This window comes from Arthrobacter pigmenti (genome assembly GCF_011927905.1).
GTDB classification, from domain to species: domain Bacteria; phylum Actinomycetota; class Actinomycetes; order Actinomycetales; family Micrococcaceae; genus Arthrobacter_D; species Arthrobacter_D pigmenti.
In genome coordinates, this window is record NZ_JAATJL010000001.1 from 618,308 (window position 1) to 638,628 (window position 20,321).

The window sequence follows — 20,321 nt, forward strand, 5'->3', positions numbered from 1 at the left end:
GTGTCAACGATGGATTTGAGATGGTCGGCCGGCGCTTATCACCCAAGCCAAAGACTGCGGGCACCGGTGAAACCGCTGACCGGAGGGCGGGGCCTCACGGTCTGGCGAGAGGCTCAGGTCGAAGGCTTGGCCATGCGCTTAGCGATGTCATGTTCGACGTCGCGGATATGAGCCAGTGCAGCCGCGCGGGCCTGCTTCATCTGACGCGCCACGATCGCGTCGACTATCTTAATGTGGCCTTTGTGGGCATGCTCCCGGCGGCCCGGAAGGGCGATCACACGGCGAGAGTACTCCTGCATGAGTGGCTCCAGACCTGCATAAAGCGTAGACAACAGCCCGTTCCCAGAGGCTTGGGCAATCTTTTGATGGAGCTCGACGTCCAGAGTGACAAACTCCTCATCAGTAAGGTCCGGGTCCGCACACTGCTCGATGATACTTTTCAGTTCCGTCCCGGTGGTCGGAGTCAGACGCTGGGCGGCCAGAGCGGCGGCCTCGCCTTCAAGCACACGACGGACTTCGAACAATTCGGGAACGGTGAAGTCCTCGAATACCAGCAGGTCGGGAGGGGACTGTGAATGGACTGTATTGCTTACCACGAAAACGCCCACGCCGTGGCTGCTGCTTACCAGTCCGCTTGCTTCGACCCCGCGGATGGCTTCGCGCATCGAGCTACGGCTCACACCGAATTGTTCGGCGAGGACACGCTCCGAGGGAAGCTTCTCGCCGACCGCGTAGGATTTCTTGGTTATCAGCTGTACCAGCTGTGCTGCTACCGAGTCGGAGACCCTTAAGCGCTCCACTCTTTCGATCTTGCCCACTGTATCCGTCATCAGTTCTTCCGCTTCCCGCTCTTAGCGTCCGGCTCTGCGTGGCCGCTGGTCTGTTGGCCTGAACTCTAAACGACTCACCTTCATTAGACCAGATCAATCGTCGGACCCTCGACACGTGATGCGGCTAGTCGTAAGATACGCGTTCATGTGTGCCTTCCCGGCCTCAGCGAACCTGCGGGGTCGAGCATGACACTCATAAAGGGAAAGGACTTGGTTCGGCAATGACAGATCCGTCCGTGGAAATCGCGTTGGATGCCAAGGCCGACTTGGCCGAGGGGCCGTGGTGGGACACTTCAAGCAGTGAATTGCTATGGGTAGATATTTTCGCTGGGGAGGTTCATCGTTTCGATCCGCTATCAGGTTTGGATCGGTTCATCATCGTGGACCAGCCTGTCGGAATGGTTGCGCGTCGGAGCCAGGGCGGACTCGTGTGCGCGGTCCGCGACGGAATCGGTTTCGTCGACTTCGATGCAGCCACAATTTCGCTCGTCGCTCCTGTGGAGGGTGACCGACAGCAGAATCGCATGAACGATGGTGCCTGTGATGCGGCCGGAAGGTTGTGGGCCGGCACCATGGGAACTGATCTCTCGCCCAAGGCCGGAGCGCTATATCGAATCGATTCGGACCTTCAGGCCACCGCGGTGCTCAGCGAAATCTCTATTTCCAACGGATTGGACTGGAGCCTCGACGGGCGCACAATGTACTACACCGATTCACCAACCAGGCAGATCGAAGCGTTCGACTTTGAACCCTCCAGCGGTGCGCTCAGCAATCGCAGGATGTTCGCAGATGTCTCTGGGTCGGCGGCTACGCCGGATGGTATGGCCGTGGATGCGGAGGATGCCCTGTGGGTAGCCATGTGGGACGGGGGATGCCTGCACCGCTTTGGCTCCGACGGTATTCTGCTGCAGACCGTCGGGCTCCCGGTCAGTCGGCCAACCAGCGTCGCCTTCGGTGGTAAAAACTTCGATCAACTCTTCATTACATCCGCTCGGCACGGGTTATCGAGAGGACAACTGGCGGAGCAGCCGCACGCGGGAGCTATATTCGTTCTGGAGAGCGATGTGCCCGGCCGCCCCCCTTACGAGTTCGGGGGATAGGCGAAGCGGAGCGCTTTGGTTGACACTGAGGCGATTGCCCGTTAGTGTTCAGACCACCAGATGACCTGATCTATTAACGAACTCGCACCGGAGGTCCGGAAGATGTACGACGACGCCGTGGCCACGTGCGCGCCCGCCCTCCCCGTGGGCGCTGGGGTCATTGCAGTGCTGCGCGCCACACATGCCTCTGAGTATGCCCCCGTGATTGACAGCCTGGTGGCCGGTGGAGTGGACGTCATTGAGTTGACCCTGAGCACTAGGGGAGTCTTCGAAGAATTGCCGCTCATTCGTGAACGCTTTGGCGATGCCGCCCACATCGGAGTCGGCACCGTTTTGACGACCAACGACGCGATGAACTCCCTCGACGCTGGAGCGGAGTTCCTCATCACTCCTGCGATGAACCTCGCAGTCGTGGAAGCTGCGGTGCAGCGTGGTGTACCAATAGCGCCCGGTGGCCTCACCCCGAGCGAACTTCACGCAGGCTGGGCTGCGGGGTCCTCTGCTGTCAAGCTCTTTCCGGCATCGACGGTTGGGACCGAATACCTGGCGCAGTTGCGCGGCCCGTTCCCTGACATGCAGATCATCCCCAGCGGCGGCGTTGGAATTGAGCAGGCCCCAGAGTGGATCGCTGCCGGCTCTCCCGCAGTGAGCGTGGGCGGACCACTGTTGAAAGATGCGTTCGACGGCGGCGATCCTGCCGCCCTCGCGGCGCGGGCTCGCCGGGTCTGCGCCCTGGTAGCTGAGGCCTTCGAGGCACGGGCACAGGCGGGCGTCTAGTGGCGGCGCGGGGAGCGGAGGACATCACCGACGTCGTCACCCTGGGCGAAACGATGGCCTTAATGAAGGCGGATACGCCCGGTCCGCTGGCGCATGTCTCGTCGATGTCGCTCGGCATAGGTGGCGCGGAAAGCAACGTGGCGATCGCCCTGAGCCGCCTTGGCTCGTCTGTTGCTTGGATTGGGCGCGTGGGAAAGGACAGCCTTGGGGATCTGGTGCTGCGGGAGCTTGCCGCTGAGGGGGTCCAGACGCTTGCGGTACGCGATAGTGAGGCGCCAACTGGCCTCATGGTCAAGGAGCGGCGGACACCGGATGCGCTCAAGGTCTGGTATTACCGCAAAGGTAGCGCAGGATCGCGCCTATGCCGTGACGACGTGCCAGTGACGCGGATCGAGCAGGCCCGTCTGCTGCACATCACCGGTATTACTCCCGCGCTTTCGCAGTCTGCGGGAGACGCTGTGCGCTATGCCATGGAATGCGCCCGTGACGCCGAGACGATCGTATCTTTTGACTTCAATTACCGCTCCGCCCTCTGGGGTGCGGAAGAAGCGGGAAGTGCGTTTCGGCGCCTTGCCGCTCTGGCCGACGTCGTGTTTGCCGGTGACTCGGAAGCTGAGCTCGTGTTGGGAGGCGGCAACAAGCCTGTGGAACTTGCACACGGTCTGTGTGAACTGGGACCGTCGCAGGCGGTCATCAAGCTGGGTGCTGCAGGTTGCGCGGCGGTTGTAAAAGGCATCGAATACCAGCAGGAAGCTGTGCCGGTAAACGCCGTGGACACGGTCGGCGCGGGGGACGCCTTCGTTGCGGGATACCTGGCGGAAGTGCTCGCGGGAGAAAGCGTGCCGCAGCGGCTGCTGACCGCTGTTCGAACCGGAGCCTTCGCCTGCCTGGTCCCAGGCGACTGGGAGGGCATGCCGCGGCGCTCCGAACTGGGCCTGCTTGAGTCCGCCGAACCCGTCTCCCGCTAATTGATCTCCGGTGATGTGGACGCCAGTTGCGCGCGCCGGCGTCGCTGTTCAGCCGGGTCCGGTACAGGCGCCGCCGCGAGAAGTTGGCGCGTATAGGGATGTTCCGGGTGACGAAGCACCTGATCGCGGCTGCCTTGCTCTACAACAACTCCGCGGTTCATCACCGCAATGCGGTCAGCCAGCAGTTCAACGACTGCGAGGTCATGGCTGATGAACAGGCAGGAGAACTGCAGTCTTGCCTGAAGGTCCATCAGCAGATCCAGCAGCCGCGCCTGCACTGACACATCGAGGGCACTCGTCGGCTCGTCCGCTACAAGGAGTTCAGGCTCAGCCGCCAAAGCCCTCGCGATTGCCACGCGTTGGCGCTGTCCACCGGAGAGTTCATGCGGGAACCGTTGCCGCCAGGAGGGCGGTAGTTCTACGTTCTCCAGCAACTCCATTACCCGCTCATCCAGGGCTTTGCGGCTGCGCACCAGCCGGTGGAGCCGCAGCGGTTCGCTGATGCAGTCCCCAATCGTATACCGCGGGTTCAGCGACGAAGCCGGATCCTGAAACACCATTCCCAACCGGCGGCGCAATGGGCGGAGTCGACTGCGCGACGCACTCGTGATGTCCAAGCCGGAGACAACAACCCGTCCCGAGGTCACCGGTTGAAGGCCGACCACCACGCGGCCAAGCGTTGACTTGCCCGACCCGGACTCGCCCACCAGACCCAGCACGCCACCGCGTTCCAGTTGCAGGCTGACAGAATCCACGGCACGGAACGCGGACCGTCCCATCCGCCCTGGGTAGTCGACTACAACGTCCTCCAGTTGCAGGATCGGGCCGCCGTCGCCGACTTTCGGCGCCGCGCCGCTCTCGGGCTCCGCCTGGGCAACGCTCTCCAACAGTCGGCCCGATGCAGGGCGGTGACCGAGGTGAGGAACCGCAGCGAGCAGTTGCTGCGTGTAGGGGTGTGCGGGCGCAGCGAACAACTGGTGAACCGGCGCCTCTTCGACAATTTCGCCGTCTTTCATGACGATTACCCGGTCGGCGATGTCTGCCACCACGCCCATGTCGTGCGTGATGAGGACCATGACCGAGGACACCCGGTGGCGCAGATCGCGCAGCAGGTCCAGGATCTCCGCCTGCACCGTGACGTCAAGGGCGGTGGTCGGTTCGTCAGCGATCAGCACCTTCGGGTCGCAGGAGATGGCCATCGCGATCATGGTCCGCTGGCGCTGGCCTCCGGAGAGCTGGTGCGGGTAGTAGTTCACCCGCGTCTTCGGATCGGGTATGCCTACCATGTCCAGCAGTTCCACTGCACGTGCCTTCGCTGCCTTGCGCGACAGGGAAGTGTGCAGCCGGAGAATTTCACTGATCTGCCAGCCGATGGTGAACACTGGATTCAGTGCGGTCATGGGCTCCTGGAAGATCATCGCGACATCGCCGCCGCGCATCTGCCGCAATTGCTTCTCGCTGAAACCGCTGGTGTCCATGCCGTTCAGCTCAATCGTTCCACGGCGGGTCGCGGTCCTGGGAAGAAGGTCAAGCACGGACATCGCGCTGACGCTTTTGCCCGAACCAGATTCCCCCACAATCGCCAGGATTTCTCCGGGGTAGACGGAGAAGTTGACGTTCCGGGTAGCGGCGACGTCCCGTCCGCCAACTGTGAAGGTGACTGACACATCCCGGACATCCAGCACGGGCCGGTCCTCGGGCACACTTGCTGCCGGTGCAGACGTCTCGGTCATGCGAGGGCTCCTTCCGGCAGAGCCGGCCGCTCGGTGAGCAGGTCCAGCGCTTTGGGGTTGAGTACGAAGGCCCGCTTCAGCGTTGCGAGTTCGAGGCCCGCTTCGGCACGGCGCAATCCGGGGAGCTCGCCGAGGACCTGCATATTGAACCGGTGCAGATCCTGCTGGTCGCGCAGCACCACCTCGACCGCGAGGTCGCTGTACCCGGCGGTTGCGGCAACGTAGCGCACATCCGGCTGTTGCGTCAGGATCCGCGCGGCTTCCTCCACATGGCGGAGTTCCATATGCAGCCAGTACATGGTCGGTGCCGTGTATCCGAAATGCTCCGGATCAACAATCGTGGAGAAATGGACGCGGCCTTCGCGCACCAACGCATCCAGCCGCCGTCGTACCCCTGATTCGCTGGTTCCCAGACGCTGTGCCATCGCTGCGAAGCTGGCTCGGGCGTCCTCGGTCAGCAGGTCCACCAGCGCACGCTCGCGTTCGTCCAGCGGGCGGGGGGAGCCGGGCTCCACCGCTCCCCGCTCGGACTCTAACTGTGCCACCGCATCGCGCGGTAGCGTGCCCTGAAGCCAGAGATTGGCCAGTTTGTAGTGCGCCACGACGCTTTCCGTGGTGGTTGACCAGACACCCGGGATGCGTTCAATTTCATTGAACAGCACGTAGCAGAGTTCCGTCTGGGACCGCACGATCAACTCGACCACAACGTCGAAGGAGCCAGTGACGAGGGCTGCGAAGCGGACGTCCGGCCGGATGGCAAGTTCTCTTGCCACTTCGGCGGTTGCTCCGGCCCTGCTGGTGATCTGCACAAGTACCGGATAACCCTCGTCGCACAGCAGCGGATCGGTTGCGGCGATGACCTGCACCAACCCGTCATCTAGCATCTGGTTCACCCTGCGGGACACCGTGGAGTCCGATGTGCCGGCGGCACGGGCGATCTGCTGCCAGCTGGCCCGGCCATGGATCTGCAGCGCGGAGAGGATGCATCGGTCAAGTTCGTCCAGCCGCGGAGCACTCGGTGTTGTCATGGCTTCAAGTATGGCTTTCGATTCAAACTATGTCTATGCAGATATCCGCCAAATCTATTGTCCTAAATGGGGATATATGGCAAGTTAAGAAAACCACATGAGTCATACCGGCGTCTTGCAGCCGATTTGAGAAGGCCAAGACCCCGGGAGTTATCCATCAGGAAGGCCGACGCCGTGCTCCATCCCGCCAAGCGTTACACCGGTTACCGTTCCTACAGCTACCTCGAGGAGGGGCGCGATTATCGCCCCTTCAACCTCGCACCGGAACTCGATCGCGTTCCGGCCTACGCAGGTTCCAACCTGTCCACGGATCAACAGGAACGGGTCCAGCGCCTGCTCACGGAGAGCATTGTGTTCTCCACTCATGACCATCCCACCCGGTTTCCGGACGAGATCGGGGAGACCATCGATTACAACCGGACAGGCAGGCACCGCACCGGTTACGCGGGCTTGGCCCGCTCCGGAATGACGGTTGTGATAGACAATTTCATGGACGGTACCGCCTGTGTCACCAGCCAGGCCGGGTGGAAGTGGACCGACGTCATTGCCGACCTCGGGCTCCGCTTCTCCGACCTCGCCCACCAGGACTACGTGATCAAGGCCGAAACCGTCGCAGACATCCACCACGCGAAGGACACAGGCCGCCTCGCCCTGATCGCCGGGTTGGAGGCTTCCACTCCGATAGAGAACGAGCTGGACCGGATCGACATTCTCTACGGTTTCGGTGTCCGCCAGCTCGGCATCGCCTATAGCGAGGCGAACACCCTTGGCAGCGGGCTGAAGGAAAAGTCCGACGGCGGCCTGACGGTGTTTGGCCGGCGAGCAGTGGAGCGGATGAACAAGCTGGGTATCGTCGTCGATGTCTCACACTCGGGCGATGTCACCTCGCTGGAGACCATTGAGCACTCCACCAAGCCGATCATGATCACCCATGCCGGGGCGCGCGGGGTGTGGGATACCAACCGGATGAAACCCGACTCGGTGATCAAGGCGTGCGCGGAGCGCGGGGGAGTGATCGGCCTCGAAGCGGCCCCCCACACCACCCTCTCCGCGGCGCACCCCCTGCATTCAATCGAGTCGGTCATGGACCACTTTGTGTACTGCGTCGATCTGGTGGGGATCGAGCATGTTGCCTTCGGACCGGACACCCTGTTCGGCGACCATGTTGGCCTGCACGACCTCTTCTCCAGCGCACTCTCACTGGGCGAGGCGCACGCAGGGGTGGAATACGAACGGGTCCCCTACGTGGACGGACTGGAGAACCCGGCCGAATGCTTCTGGAACATCGTCTCGTGGCTGGTCTCCCACGACTACTCGGACGACGAAATCCGCGCCGTCGTCGGAGGCAACGCCATGCGGGTCATCGAGGAGGTCTGGATCTAATGAATTCAACAGTGAGGAAACACCTGGCGCGGCTGGCTCTCCCGCTGGCCCTGATGCTGGGCTTGGCCGGCTGCGTGCCGTCCGACCCCAACGCGCAGGACACCGAGGGAGCCGGCGACGACGGCGCGAACCAGCTGGTGGTCGGCACCACCGCCGGGGTGGTGAACTTCAACCCCCTGGTCGGTAACAGCCGCACCGATACCTGGGTTACCAACCTGATGTATCCGTCGATGATGACGCTGAACGACAACGCCGAGAAGGTCCCCGCCGTGGCAACGGAGTGGGGATACTCCGAGGATGGATTGACTGCCTGGGTGGAGTTGCGCGATGACATGGAATGGACCGACGGGGAACCACTCAATGCCGAAGATGTCATCTTCACCATCAATGCGATCAAGGAGGAGCAGCTCGGGACCGTCGCGGGAATGATCGCAGCGTACGAAAGCGCCGAAGCCGTCTCCGACACCCGGATCGAGTTTTCCCTCAGCCGCCCGGACGGCGCGTTCCTGAACAGTGTGGGCTTCTGGATGCCGATCGTGCCAGAGCACATCTTCGGCGAAGCAGAGTCGGTCGGCGAGTTCGCCAATGACTCGGACTGGGTTTCCGCCGGTCCCTTTGTGCTCACGGAGGTCGAGGACGGACAGCGCTACGTACTGGAGGCAACCGAGAACTATCCGCTGGTGGAATCCGGCAGCGCGCAGGTGGAAGAAGTGGTCTTTAGGGTCTTCCCCGATGTGAACACCGAGGTGCTCGCGCTCCGCGCCGGTGAGCTGGACATGATCGGCAACGCACTGCCACCGGCGGTTGCCGAGGATCTGTCCGGCGACGAATCAGTGCAGCTGTTCACCGTCCCCTCGCTCGGCTGGGCGCACATGCAATACAACATGCGTAGGCCCCCGCTTGACCAGGTGGAGGTCCGGAGGGCGCTCGCCCACGCGGTCGACTATGAGGCGATCCGCCAGGTGGTGCTCGGCGGCAACGCCATCTCCGCCAACTCGAGCGTCCTGACCCCGGTGTACGAGCAGTGGCAGGACGGGCTGAACCTGGAGGAGTATGCCTACGATCCGGAGATGTCCCGCCAGCTGCTAGAGGATGCAGGCTTCACCGACGAGGACGGAGACGGCGCCTATGACGGTCTGAGCTTCGAAATGGTCTACGACCAGGGCGATCCGATGATCTCCACCTGGGCGGAACTGGTGCGCGATCAGAGCCTCGAGGCAGGTATCACCATTGAACTCTCGGGCCTTGACCGCAACACCTATCTCGCCCGCACCAACGAGAGGGATTTCGACATCTACGCTGGTTCCTGGGCCATCATCGACGAACCGCAGTCCAACTTTGCGCTGCTGTTCTCACCGGACGGCTTTATCAATTACGCCGGTGTTGACGACCCCGAGATCAACCGGTTGATGGAGGAAGCTGCCAGCGCTCTCACGCCCGAAGAAGCGCAGGAGCCCCTGCAGGAGATCGCCCGCATCGTCCACGATCAGGTGTACGACAACGTGATGTATGTGGAGACGTTCAACTTCGCCGCCTCATCGGAGTGGAGTGGATTTGTGCCCAAGCCCAGCGACCTCCTCTCGATCGTCAACCCTGAGTCCCTGGCAAGCGTGAGTCAGGAATAGCCCATGGCGTTCGCTCGATTCGCGTCCCTGCGGTTGCTGAGGGCCGTGCTGACCCTGTGGTTCGCCGTGACCGTGACCTTCTTCCTGGTCCGGCTACTGCCAGGGGATCCCGCCCTGGCAGTAGCCAGCCCGACGATGACCGCAGAGCAGCGGGAAGAGATGCTCGCCGATTTCGGGCTGGACCAGCCACTGCCCGTTCAGTACTTCACGTACCTCAGCCAGCTGGTACAGGGCAACCTGGGCATCTCCTTCCGGCAGAGCATCCCGGTGCTGGACGTGCTGCTGGAACGCCTTCCCTGGACCCTGATCCTGACCGGAAGCTCGCTGGTGGTCACGCTCATCGTCGGAGTTCCACTGGCGGTGGCAGCCGCACGACGGCGGGGTTCCCACATCGACCGCGCTGTGCAGGTTGGCGGAGTGATCGGTCAGTCACTCTTTGTGCCCACCGTCGGCATCTTCCTGCTGTACGTCTTTGGGCTGTGGCTCGGCTGGCTGCCCATCGGCGGCGCTATCGACAGGGACGTCTTCGGGATCGAAGCCTACGGCAGCATGCTGCGGCATCTGGTCCTGCCCTGCCTCAGCCTGGTGCTGTTACAGCTTGGGCCGTACGTTTTGTTCCTGCGCACCAGCCTGATCGATGCCCTCGGAGAGGACTACACAACCGTGGCCCGCTCCAAGGGAGTCTCAGAACGGACGGTGGTATGGAAGCATGCGCTGCGTAACGCTCTGCTACCCACCGTCACGTTGATCGGGCTGCAGTTGGGATTCCTGGTGGGCGGTGCAGTGCTCACCGAGACGATCTTCGCCTATCCCGGCATTGGGCGCGCGATCTATGAGGCAGTTGGTCAGCTGGACTTCGCTGTCCTGCAGGGCGCGTTCGTGCTGCTGGCGGCAACCGTCGTTATTGCCAATCTGCTCACCGATCTCCTCTATGGCGTCCTCGACCCGAGAGTCAGGCAGGCATGACCCACAACGCAACACCCACACCCACACCCACCGGTGACCTCACCGGCGTCGACCTGTTGCAGGTCTCCCCACGGCGGAAAACCTGGCGGGCGTTTGTCCGCAATCCACTGGGCCTCATTTCGCTGATAGTGCTGATCCTCATGGTCCTGGTTGCGCTCGCCGCGCCGCTGATCGCCGAGGAACCGAGCGGCTTCAGTCCCGCTGTGCTGGAGCCACCCTCGCCCGAACACTGGTTCGGTACCGACCATATAGGTCAGGACATCTTCGCGCAGGTTGTGTGGGGCGCGCGAACAAGCGTGGCGGTCGCCGTCGGCGCTTCGGTCCTCGCTATTGTCCTGGGCACGGTGGTGGGCGTTGCGGCTGCCTACTTCCCGAAGCTGAACACCCCGCTGGGCATGTTGATCGATGTGATGCTCTCCCTGCCGATCCTGCCGCTGATGATCCTCATCGCCGCGCTGGTAGGTCCCAGCATCTCCACGCTGGTTGTTGTCATCGCGGTATTCTCCTGGCCGGAGGTGGCGCGGGTAGTTCGCTCACAGGCGCTTCCCGCGGTGACCCTGACTTACGTCGATGCGGCGCACGTCATCGGCGCTTCCAACCTCTGGGTCCTCGCGCGGCATATCCTGCCTGCCGTCACACCGGTGGTGGTGGTCTCGGTGGTTCTGACCGCGTCCAAGGCGGTACTCAGCGAGGCCGGACTTTCCTTCCTGGGTCTGGGCGATCCGAATAGCTGGTCCTGGGGCACCATCCTCTACAACGCACAGCGCAGCGGCGTACTCGCCTCCGCGTGGTGGACGGCATTGTTCCCGTCACTGGCCATCCTGCTCTTTGTTGTCGCTGCGACCCTCTGCTCGCTCGCCTACAACGACGCCCGCAACCCCCGAATCCGAGGTGACTGACGCATCGTGAAATTCTCGCAAAGACTGCCCGCTACGTTTTATCAGGATGTCCACGGCCGTGTGCGGACCGAACTGGAACGTTACGGGCTGGACGCACTGATTGTCGATGACCCGCACGAGGTCGCCTACCTCAGCGGCTTCTTCCACCACCCCAACGAACGCCCGGCGGCGGTATGGATTTCTGCGGACCGTTCCGTGCTCCTCCTGCCCGAACTGGAGCGTGAGCACGCGATCGCGCAAAACGCCGCCGTCGACCAGATTGTGGCCTTCGCCGAGTACCCCGGCGTACACAGCCCCTTCGAGCCGCTTGCCCGTGAGATCGGCCGATCGGGCAACTGGGGCCATTCACCCATGCTCGCCACCGGCCGGCTGCACGAGCTGCAGTCTGTGTTCGACGGCGTCGCCTGGCGGATGTGCGGCATCGTTGACGCGCTGCGGCTGATCAAAAGTCCGGAGGAGATCGACCTGCACCGACAGGCCGCGGCTCTGGGCGACGTCATGTTGCACGCCGGCCGGAACCTGATCGAGGCGGCCATCGCCGACGGCGGCGCGTTGCCCACCGAAGCCGAGCTGGCCGGCCACGTGACCCGCTCCGGCACCGACTGGATGTACGCAACGCACGGCGACGTCGTGGTCGTTCCGATGCTTGCGGCGGGCCTGGTCTATGCCGGTGCCAACACGGCGTTTCCGCACGGACTGCCGTCGTCGTACAGGCTGCAACCGGGCGATACCGTCATCCTGTCCCTGGGCGGCGCGGTGGGCGGACGCTACGCCGAAAGTGAGCGGACCTTCTTCCTTGGCGATCCCACCGATGAGCAGCGGCGCTACTTCGAGGCAGACCACCGTGCACAGGAGGTCGGCACCAAGGAACTGCGGCCGGGCGCCGTCTGCCGCGACGTCAACCGGGCCTGCCTGGACGTCATTCGGGATGCCGGGCTCGGCGAGTATATCCGGCACCGGCAGGGCCACGGAATCGGGCTGAACTTCCATGAGCCACCGTGGCTTGAGGACGGTGACGCATCGGCGCTTGAAGCCGGGATGGTGGTGTCGAGCGAACCGGGAATCTACGTTCCCGGGCACGCCGGCTACCGGATCTCGGACACCGTCCTGATTACCGACGACGGCGCCGAACGCCTCACCTGCTACCCGCGCGACCTCGACGACGTCATTATCAAACTGTGAAAGGCACCCCATGATCCTGACCATCAACGGCAACCCGCTCGACGTCGAACTGTTGGGCGACGATCCCGACGCACCATTGCTCATTGCACACCACGGCGCTCCCGGCCTGGGTTCGAAGAGCGAGCCGCGCATGGCCTTCGGGCCGCTTTCGGACCTGTTCCGGGTACTCGTCTTCGACGCGCGCGGAAGCGGCAAGAGCGGCGACACCGGGCCGTTCACACATGAGCAATGGGTGGCCGACGTCGATGCGCTCCGCGAGTGGGCCGGCGCCGAAACGTTTGTGATGGCTGGCGGATCCTACGGCGGATTCATCGCCATGGAGTACGCCATTGCGCATCCGGAGCGGCTGCGGGCCCTGGTGCTGCGGGACACCTCTGCAGACCACGAGCACAACGACCTCGCGATCGCCAACGCCCGCTCATCTGACCGGGTTGATATCGATGAGGACATGCTGATGCGCATGATGGAGGGCCGGATCCGCGACAATCAGGACTTCAAGGACTCCTGGCGTGAACTGCTGCCGCTGTACGGATTCACGTTCGACCCCGCGGTGGTGGAGGAACGGGTCAACAGCACCGACTACCACTACGCCACCCACAACGCGGCCTTCTCGCAGAACCTGAACCATTACGACGTGAAGCCGATGCTTCCCAGCGTCAGCTGTCCCGCGCTGGTGACTGTCGGGCGGACAGACTGGATCACGCCGGTCTCCTGCAGCGAGCGGATCGCCGAACTGATTCCGGATTCACAACTTGCCATCTTCGAGGAGTCCGGGCACTCACCGCCATCAGACGAACCGGAGCTTTTCCAGCAGACAGTGCGCGATTTCCTGAAAACCCACGCACTGTACTGATTGTCCTCCCATGGACGCGTAAGTAAACCCAACGGTCGACGGCACCTACTCGCCGCCTGCTCCGCCATCCGCTGCGCCGGCGTCGAAGGACCCGGCGTAGTCGGCCTCAGGTCCGGCTTCGGCAACCTCCGCGTAGGTCTCGCCCGAGCCGCCGGCACGCAAAGCTGACGGATCGGCGTAGGGTGAGGCGCCGTCGTCGGGTGCGAAGAACGCAAGCGCCGCGCTCGGTGCAATCGCTGCAGCCGCGACCGCACCCGGGATGCGCAATGCGGGGTCAACGGAATCTGGGACCAGCTCGACCTGGATCGGGAGGTTGGTGCCGTCGTCGTCGTTCGCTGCCATGGTGTCCCCTTGATCGGTGTGTACCTCTGATCGTCCTCGATTGGGAGCCACTGTCAATGCCTTGAAGTCAGATTGTGATGACGCGGACCAGATCCTCAAGCCCCACGAAGTCATCTCCGTTGCGCGTGTAGAGGTCGAGGCCGTTTGCGCGGGCAGTCGCTGCAATCAGCAGATCCGCGACTCGGCTACGCGGCTTCCGTCCTTCCCCGGCGACGGCAGCGACAATCAGCCCGTAACTGCGGGCGGCCGCACCATCGAAGGGGATCGGGTCAAACATCGCCACGGCCTCCTGAAGTCGCGCTTGCCGCCTTGCCGCCTCGCTTGGTGTGACAGCGAGATGAGGCCCGGCTGCAAGCTCAGACACAGTGACGGCGGAGACCGCCATCTCCTCAGGCAACGCGGCGACCACCGCGGGGTCATGCCAATCGATGACCACCGAGGTATCCAGGAGCCCTCGAGCGCTGGTCACAGGCTTTGATCGATCAGCTGATCCAGATCGGATCGGAACTGATGCCGATCGATTCGCACACCGGCAACCGCCAACGCAGCGAGCTCCTCGCGGGATACGAAAGTGCTGCGGCTGGCTCGTACAGGACGCAACTCGGCAACAGGTTCACCGTTGCGTGTGATTATGAAGGATTCGCCTCCCGCCACTGCGTCAATTACTTTCGCGTTGTCATTGCGCAACTCTCGTTGTGCGATTGTCTTCATCATGTCCCAAGTGTAGCTGTGTGTGCTACACGAAGCTACGGGCGGTCAGACGATCCGCCGCGCATAGTCCTCCTTCACCACCTCCAGGTGGAGCCAGGAGTCAATGCGGCTCACGCCCGGGAGGCTGCGGATCTGCTCCAGCTGATCCAGGAGCTCCCGGGGAGAGGAGGCCGCAAGAGTGGCGACGGCGTCGAACCGCCCCACCGTCTGGGCAACGAACTCCACGTGGGATGAGCGGCGCAGGAGATCCAGGACGGCGTCGTTATCGCCGGCCAGGTTCATCCCGACGCCCATGGACAGCTGCCGCCCGCCGGCACCCCGGGCTTCGACCGCACTGATCTTGATGATGCGGGCATCCAACAGGCGCTGCACACGTGTCCGCGCCGCTGTGGGGGAGAGCCCGACGGCGGCGGCCAGGTCCCGATAGCTGGCGCGCCCGTCCTTCTGGAGGATTTCGATGAGTTGGGTGTCGACGTCGTCAATGCTCACCTCTCCCGCATACTGCGAGATGAAGAAACCCTTGACCACGCCCGTGTAGATCAGTGTGTCGATATAGGCGACGTTGGGATGCTCGCGCAATTGGGTGAGCAGGGCATGCAGCTCGTCATGGGACGCCACCCTGATCTCCGCGATGAGGTCATGGGTGCCGCCGATCGCAGACACCAGCACGGCCTCGGACCAATGCGCAATCTCCCCGGCGATGTGGCCGACAGGGCCGGACGCCACAACTGACACGTGCGCGATGACGTGCTGCCCGAGGAACGCCGGATCAACAGCTGCCACCACCCGGACCGTGGAGTTCTCCAGCAGCGACCGTAAGCGCGCGGAAACAGTGGCGCGCGGCAGCCGCAACTCGCGCGCGAGGTCCTGATAACTCGCGCGGCCCTCACGCTGCAGCGCTCGAATGAGCTGGGTGTCGATGATTTCGGGAGTTTCAGCCAAAGTTTTTCAACCTTTTATGTGTGCGCGGAGCTGATCAAGTATCAAGCAGAAGTTCCATAAGCAATACATGTACGCATGTAGTGACAACTGGCTGGAGCATAACTGAAGTAAACCACTGAAACTGCAAATTTTCTGCTCTTGCCGCACGTCAATTCGGGGCCTACGGTTGCATAGATCACACCGGCAGACCCACATTGAGGTGGAAACCATGTCACACACACCAGCAACCCGGCCGCAGTTCAGCCACGCCCGCGCCCGCCGGGCCGGGTTCGCGGCCTTCGTCGGCACAGCCATCGAATGGTACGACTTCTACATCTACGCCACGGCCGCTGCCCTGGTCTTCGGCCCACTCTTCTTCCCGGAGCAGGACCGGCTCGCCGGAATCGCGCTGGCCTTCGCCACTTACGCCGTCGGATTCCTGGTCCGGCCGCTGGGTGGAATCATCTTCGGGCACATCGGCGACAAGTTCGGCCGCCGCCCATCGCTGGTCATCACGCTGCTGATCATGGGCCTGTCCACCATGTTTGTCGGCCTGCTTCCCACTTACGAGAGCATCGGCGCCTGGGCCGCCGTGATGCTGGTGATCCTGCGCGCGTTGCAGGGCCTCGCCGTCGGCGGTGAATGGGGCGGCGCCGTGCTGATGGCCGTTGAACACGCCCCGGAGAAACACAAGACCTTCTACGGCGGCTTCCCGCAGCTGGGCAACCCGGCGGGCGCACTCGGCGCCACCGCGATCTTCGCCTGGCTGTCCGCACAGGGTGAGACCTTCCTGATCGACGGCGGCTGGCGCATCCCGTTCCTGCTCTCGGTGGTGCTGATCGCCGTCGGCTTCTGGGTCCGCTACCGGGTGGAGGAATCGCCGGTCTTCGAAAAGGAAGTGGAAGGCCAGAATCAGTCCATCCCCCTCTCCTACGCGCTGCGCAACAACTGGAAGCCAATCCTCCTCGGCATCGGCCTGCTGCCCATCTCTACCGGCGGCTACTACCTCGCCACCACCTTCACCACCGCCTACGGCACGGACCCATCCGTTGGCCTCGACGCAACCTTCATCCTCAACGCAATGTCCATCGCCTCCCTCTGCGAGCTGATCACGTGCCTGTTCATCGCCTGGCTTGGCGACAAATTCGGCCGCAAACGGATCATGTTCATCGGCCTGGTGGGTTCAATGGTGCTCATCATCCCGCAGTTCCTGCTGATGACCGGCGGATCCGAATGGATGATCTTCGTAGCCTTCGCCGCCGTCCGCGTGGCCATGAACTTCACCTACGCGCCGGTCGCCACCATCCTGTCCCAGCTGTTCCGCCCGCAGGCCCGCTACACCTCCATCTCACTGTCCTATGGTGTGGCCGCCGCCGTCTGGGCCGGACTGTCCCCGATCGCCGCCCTCTGGCTGTTCGATCAGACCGGCACAGTCTGGAGCGTGATCGCCCTCTTCATCGCGATGGGCATCCTCGGCATCATCTGCCTGGCGCTGGCCCCACAACACCGCGACGACGACATCTTCGCCGATGACGACGACGCCGCCACCTCCGCCCAGCAGAAGGAGAGCTCCCAGTCATGAGGAAGCTGAAAACGTACGACGACGGCGCGGACTTCCAGCCGCTGCTGGTCACCGCCGGGACCATCCACACGCTGGAAACAGCTTCAGAGGGCGCGTCACCAGGCGCGGCGGCCGCCACCGGACCGGGCGCGACGGCGATGCTCATCGCTGCAGGGCGGGTCGCCGCAGTCGGGACCGAGGCAGAGTGCCGAGCGGCCGCCGTCGGACTCGGACTGGGCGAACCGGAGCGTCACGACCTTGGCGACGCGACAGTGGTGCCCGGGTTCGTGGACCCGCACGCACATCCGCTGATGTACGGGCAGATGAAAACCTGGGTGGACTGCGGGCCGGACAAGGCGGGCAGCATCCCGGAGATCGTGGCCCTGCTTCAGGACGCCGTGCAGAGCGCACCGGCCGGAACCCCGATCCGCGGCTACGGGTACGAGCACCGCAACCTGGCTGAAGGCCGCCACCCAACCCGGCAGGAACTGGACCAGGTTGCCTCCGATCGTGAGGTCTATCTCATGAACGCCTCCGGCCATGGCGGCGTGGTGAACAGCTACACTCTGGACCTGAACGGCGTCACCCGGGACACCCCGAACCCGGCCGGCGGTGAGTTCTTCCGCGACGCCGACGGCGATCTGACCGGCGAGCTCTCCGACGCCGCGTGCAACATCCTGACCGGGCTGGAAGGCGTGAAGGTGGGCCACCACGGTCCCAACTTCCACCTCGCCGACGCACCCGAAGAACATCTGCGCCAGCTGGCCGCCGCGCAGCAGGAGTTCCTTGCAGGCGGCGTCACGACGGTGGGCGACTGCCAGGTCTCGCGGCGTGAGTTCGACATGTACCTGCGGCTGGCCGATGCGGATCAGCTCAAGCTGCGGTTCAGCATGTACTTTCTCTCGCACCTGCTGGAGGAGGGCTTGGAGATCGGCATGACCGGTGCGTTCGGTAACGCGCACCTGAGCTTCGCCGGGTTCAAGTTCTACGCTGACGGCACGCTCGGCGGGTGGACCGCGTACTTCCCGGACGGGTACGTGGGGGACCCTTGCCGGACCGGCCAGCTCTACCACGACCCGGCGGATTACGCCGCGCTCATCCTCAAAGCTCACGCTGCCGGTCTGCAGACGGCGACGCACGCGCAGTCGCCAACGGCGCTGGAGATGGTGATCTCCGCGATCGAGGCGGCGCAGGCGGAGTTCCCGGATTCCGATGCCCGGCACCGCATCGAACACTGCGGCCTGCCCACGCCGGAGCAGATCCACCGGATGGCCGCCGCGGGAATCTATCCGGTGAACCAGCCGCAGCACTACTACAACTGGGGCGAAGGGGTGACCGCCGCCGTCGGGACCCCGGGTGAACGCTTCAACCCGCTCGGCGAATTCGTGAAAGCCGGTGTGCCGGTGACACTGAGTTCGGACGCCCCGGTAGCCGAGCCGCGCCCTCTCGAAGCGATCCAGGCCGCCGTCACCCGGGTGACCCGGCGTGGGCATCAGCTGGGCTCGGACACGCTGCGGATCACCGCCGCGCAGGCGTTGCAAGGCCACACACTCAACGGCGCACGGGCACTCGGACGCGAGGACGACCTCGGCTCCCTCTCCGTGGGCAAGCGCGCCGACTTCGCCGTGCTCTCAGCCGATCCGCTATCCGTTGAACCGGAGACCATCGCGGAGATCGACGTGCTGCAGACCTGGGTGGGTGGCAAGCAGCAGTTCGTGCGGGCCGGCTCAGAGCCCGCGCTGGCAGGAGTTACCGGTGCCTGAAACTGAACTGATGGAAGAGGCTCAACTGCCCGACGGCGTCGTCACCGACAACGTTGGCGGCACCGTGATGACCCTCCTGCGCGGCTACGGAATAGACGCCATCTTCGGCATCCCCGGCACGCACAACCTCGAGTTCTACCGGCACGTTGGGCCGCTCGGCATCCGCGCGGTGACCACCCGGCATGAACAGGGCGCCGGGTACGGGGCCGACGGCTGGGCGCAGCAGACCGGCCTCCCCGGGGTCGTCATCACCACCTCCGGGCCGGGTCTGCTCAACGCGCTGTCCGCGGCGGGAACTGCCTACTGCGAGTCGCGCCCGCTGATCATCCTCTCCCCGGGCGTGCCGGAGGGCGAGGAGTTCGCGGACATCGGTGCCCTGCACGAAACCAAGGACGCCACGGGAGCTGCCGGCGCGATCGTGGAGTGGTCCCGGCGCGTGCACAGCGGCACCGAGGCCGCGCAGGCGATACACAATGCCTTCGAGCTGTTCCGGTACTCCCGACCGCGCCCCGTGCACATCGAGGTTCCGCTGAACGTCCTCGAAGGGCCAAGCGATTGCCCGGCCGAGCTGCTTCAACCCGCACCGCGACGGAACCCGGCGGGCGCGAACCAGCAGGATCTCGAGCTCGCCGCCCGGCTGCTTACCGAAGCCCGCCGTCCGGTGCTGTTGGCCGGCGGCGGGTCACTCCGCGCCGGCGCGGACCTGCTGCGGCTCGCGGAAATGCTGGACGCGCCGGTGATCACCACCCTCAACGGCAAGGGCGCCATTCCCGAAACGCATCCGCTCTCGCTCGGCTCGGACATCCGGCTGCCCGCCGCGCAGCAGCTATGCGAAGACGCCGATGTGCTCCTGATCCTTGGCTCCAAAGTGGGTGACGCCGAACTCTGGTTCCGCAAACTGCAACCGGCGGGGACCGTGATCCGCGCGGACATCCTGGCGTCCCAAATGGTCAAGAACATCCACGCCGACGTTGCGCTGGTTGGCGACAGCGCCGCCGTCGTACCCCAACTGCTCGCCGAGCTGAAGGACAAGTACGACGACGGCGCCGCGCCCCGAGCGGAGAGCGGCACCGACCGCGCGGGCCGGCTGCGTCCCGTGCTGCTCGATGCCGCACGGGAACTCGCACCGCCGCTGGCCGCGCTCGCCGAAGCCGTAGCTTCCGTGCTGCCGCCCGACACGATCCTCGGCGGCGATTCGTCCCAGGTGACATACCTCGGAACGGCGAGTTTTGTGCCGCAGGAGCGGGCGCACTCGTTCCTCTACACGCCGGCATACGCAACGCTGGGCTACGGCCTGCCGGCGTCGATCGGCGCGAAGGTGGCGGCGCCGGATCGGCCTGTGGTCTGCGTGCTCGGCGATGGCGCTCTGATGTTCGCCGTGCAGGAACTGGCAACTGCGGTGGAGCAGCGGCTGGACCTCGTGGTGGTCTGCGCGGACAACGGCGGTTACGGCGAGATTCGGCAGAACGAGATTGATCGCGGAATCCCACCCATCGGCGTCGAGCTGGTCCAGCCGGACTGGGCTGCCCTCGCAACCGCCTTCGGTGGCCACGGCCAACGGATCACCGCTGTGGAGCAACTCGCTCCCGTGCTCGCCGAAGCCATCAACGCAGGGGGAGTGCAGTTGCTGCACGTGCCCACGGTGTTGTTCGAGCAGGCCTGAGCAGTTCACTCAACGC

At 64.1% G+C, this 20,321-nt stretch carries 19 protein-coding genes; 12 read left to right on the plus strand and 7 right to left on the minus strand.

Annotated elements, in window-relative coordinates; all coding sequences use genetic code 11:
* Positions 1–113: 113 nt before the first annotated feature.
* Complete coding sequence (locus BJ994_RS02980) at positions 114–830, minus strand: FadR/GntR family transcriptional regulator (RefSeq protein ID WP_167991329.1); 717 nt, start codon at positions 828–830, stop codon at positions 114–116.
* A gap of 221 nt (positions 831–1,051) precedes the next feature.
* Here BJ994_RS02980 and BJ994_RS02985 point away from each other — a divergent pair, with 221 nt between their 5' ends.
* The 3 genes from BJ994_RS02985 (at position 1,052) to BJ994_RS02995 (ending at position 3,675) form a co-directional block, all read left to right on the plus strand.
* The gene (locus tag BJ994_RS02985; RefSeq protein ID WP_167991331.1) at positions 1,052–1,930 is read left to right on the plus strand and encodes an SMP-30/gluconolactonase/LRE family protein; all 879 of its coding nucleotides are present in this window, start codon (positions 1,052–1,054) and stop codon (positions 1,928–1,930) included.
* A gap of 102 nt (positions 1,931–2,032) precedes the next feature.
* Complete coding sequence (locus BJ994_RS02990) at positions 2,033–2,707, plus strand: bifunctional 4-hydroxy-2-oxoglutarate aldolase/2-dehydro-3-deoxy-phosphogluconate aldolase (RefSeq protein WP_209066556.1); 675 nt, start codon at positions 2,033–2,035, stop codon at positions 2,705–2,707.
* Positions 2,707–3,675, plus strand: a complete 969-nt coding sequence (locus BJ994_RS02995) for a sugar kinase (RefSeq protein WP_342450254.1) — start codon at positions 2,707–2,709, stop codon at positions 3,673–3,675. The genes BJ994_RS02990 and BJ994_RS02995 overlap by 1 nt, the downstream gene beginning before the upstream one ends.
* Here BJ994_RS02995 and BJ994_RS03000 read toward each other — a convergent pair.
* Positions 3,672–5,408 carry an ABC transporter ATP-binding protein gene (locus BJ994_RS03000; RefSeq protein WP_167991333.1) on the minus strand — a complete coding sequence of 579 codons (1,737 nt, stop codon included), beginning with the start codon at positions 5,406–5,408 and terminating at the stop codon, positions 3,672–3,674. The two genes, BJ994_RS02995 and BJ994_RS03000, sit on opposite strands and share 4 nt — an antisense overlap.
* Positions 5,405–6,436: an Lrp/AsnC family transcriptional regulator gene (locus BJ994_RS03005; protein WP_167991336.1), complete on the minus strand. Its 1,032-nt coding sequence runs from the start codon at positions 6,434–6,436 to the stop codon at positions 5,405–5,407. The genes BJ994_RS03000 and BJ994_RS03005 overlap by 4 nt, the downstream gene beginning before the upstream one ends.
* Positions 6,437–6,610: 174 nt before the next feature.
* Between BJ994_RS03005 and BJ994_RS03010 the strand changes: the two genes are divergently transcribed.
* Genes BJ994_RS03010 through BJ994_RS03035 form a run of 6 tightly spaced genes read left to right on the plus strand, consistent with a single transcriptional unit; the run spans position 6,611 to position 13,344 of the window.
* Positions 6,611–7,819, plus strand: coding sequence for a membrane dipeptidase (locus BJ994_RS03010; RefSeq protein WP_167991338.1), 1,209 nt, complete (start codon positions 6,611–6,613; stop codon positions 7,817–7,819).
* The gene (locus BJ994_RS03015; protein ID WP_167991340.1) at positions 7,819–9,444 is read left to right on the plus strand and encodes an ABC transporter substrate-binding protein; all 1,626 of its coding nucleotides are present in this window, start codon (positions 7,819–7,821) and stop codon (positions 9,442–9,444) included. Before BJ994_RS03010 ends, BJ994_RS03015 begins: the two co-directional genes overlap by 1 nt.
* Before the next feature lie 3 nt (positions 9,445–9,447).
* Entirely contained in the window at positions 9,448–10,410 is a 963-nt protein-coding gene (locus BJ994_RS03020; protein ID WP_167991345.1) for an ABC transporter permease, read from the plus strand.
* Entirely contained in the window at positions 10,407–11,309 is a 903-nt protein-coding gene (locus BJ994_RS03025; RefSeq protein WP_167991349.1) for an ABC transporter permease, read from the plus strand. Before BJ994_RS03020 ends, BJ994_RS03025 begins: the two co-directional genes overlap by 4 nt.
* A 6-nt stretch (positions 11,310–11,315) precedes the next feature.
* A complete protein-coding gene (locus BJ994_RS03030) occupies positions 11,316–12,491 on the plus strand; it encodes a M24 family metallopeptidase (protein ID WP_342450256.1) in 1,176 nt (391 codons plus the stop codon).
* Positions 12,492–12,501: 10 nt separating this feature from the next.
* Positions 12,502–13,344 (plus strand): alpha/beta fold hydrolase, encoded by an 843-nt coding sequence (locus BJ994_RS03035; RefSeq protein WP_167991351.1) that lies wholly within the window; start codon positions 12,502–12,504, stop codon positions 13,342–13,344.
* Positions 13,345–13,389: 45 nt separating this feature from the next.
* Here the strand turns inward: BJ994_RS03035 and BJ994_RS03040 are convergent, their stop codons facing one another.
* The 4 genes from BJ994_RS03040 to BJ994_RS03055 form a co-directional block, all read right to left on the minus strand.
* Positions 13,390–13,686 carry a hypothetical protein gene (locus tag BJ994_RS03040; protein ID WP_167991353.1) on the minus strand — a complete coding sequence of 99 codons (297 nt, stop codon included), beginning with the start codon at positions 13,684–13,686 and terminating at the stop codon, positions 13,390–13,392.
* A 67-nt stretch (positions 13,687–13,753) separates the two neighbouring features.
* Positions 13,754–14,155, minus strand: a complete 402-nt coding sequence (locus BJ994_RS03045) for a PIN domain-containing protein (RefSeq protein WP_167991355.1) — start codon at positions 14,153–14,155, stop codon at positions 13,754–13,756.
* On the minus strand, positions 14,152–14,400 hold the full coding sequence (locus BJ994_RS03050) for a type II toxin-antitoxin system Phd/YefM family antitoxin (protein ID WP_167991357.1): 249 nt from the start codon (positions 14,398–14,400) through the stop codon (positions 14,152–14,154). Before BJ994_RS03050 ends, BJ994_RS03045 begins: the two co-directional genes overlap by 4 nt.
* Before the next feature lie 42 nt (positions 14,401–14,442).
* Positions 14,443–15,339, minus strand: a complete 897-nt coding sequence (locus tag BJ994_RS03055; RefSeq protein ID WP_209066560.1) for an Lrp/AsnC family transcriptional regulator — start codon at positions 15,337–15,339, stop codon at positions 14,443–14,445.
* Between the two features lie 208 nt (positions 15,340–15,547).
* On the opposite strand from BJ994_RS03055, the gene BJ994_RS03060 reads away from it, so the two are divergent.
* Genes BJ994_RS03060 through BJ994_RS03070 form a run of 3 tightly spaced genes read left to right on the plus strand, consistent with a single transcriptional unit; the run spans position 15,548 to position 20,305 of the window.
* Positions 15,548–16,900, plus strand: coding sequence for an MFS transporter (locus BJ994_RS03060; protein WP_167991359.1), 1,353 nt, complete (start codon positions 15,548–15,550; stop codon positions 16,898–16,900).
* Positions 16,897–18,642, plus strand: coding sequence for an amidohydrolase (locus tag BJ994_RS03065; protein ID WP_167991360.1), 1,746 nt, complete (start codon positions 16,897–16,899; stop codon positions 18,640–18,642). The genes BJ994_RS03060 and BJ994_RS03065 overlap by 4 nt, the downstream gene beginning before the upstream one ends.
* Positions 18,635–20,305 (plus strand): thiamine pyrophosphate-binding protein, encoded by a 1,671-nt coding sequence (locus BJ994_RS03070; RefSeq protein WP_342450257.1) that lies wholly within the window; start codon positions 18,635–18,637, stop codon positions 20,303–20,305. Before BJ994_RS03065 ends, BJ994_RS03070 begins: the two co-directional genes overlap by 8 nt.
* The last annotated feature ends 16 nt before the right edge of the window (positions 20,306–20,321 follow it).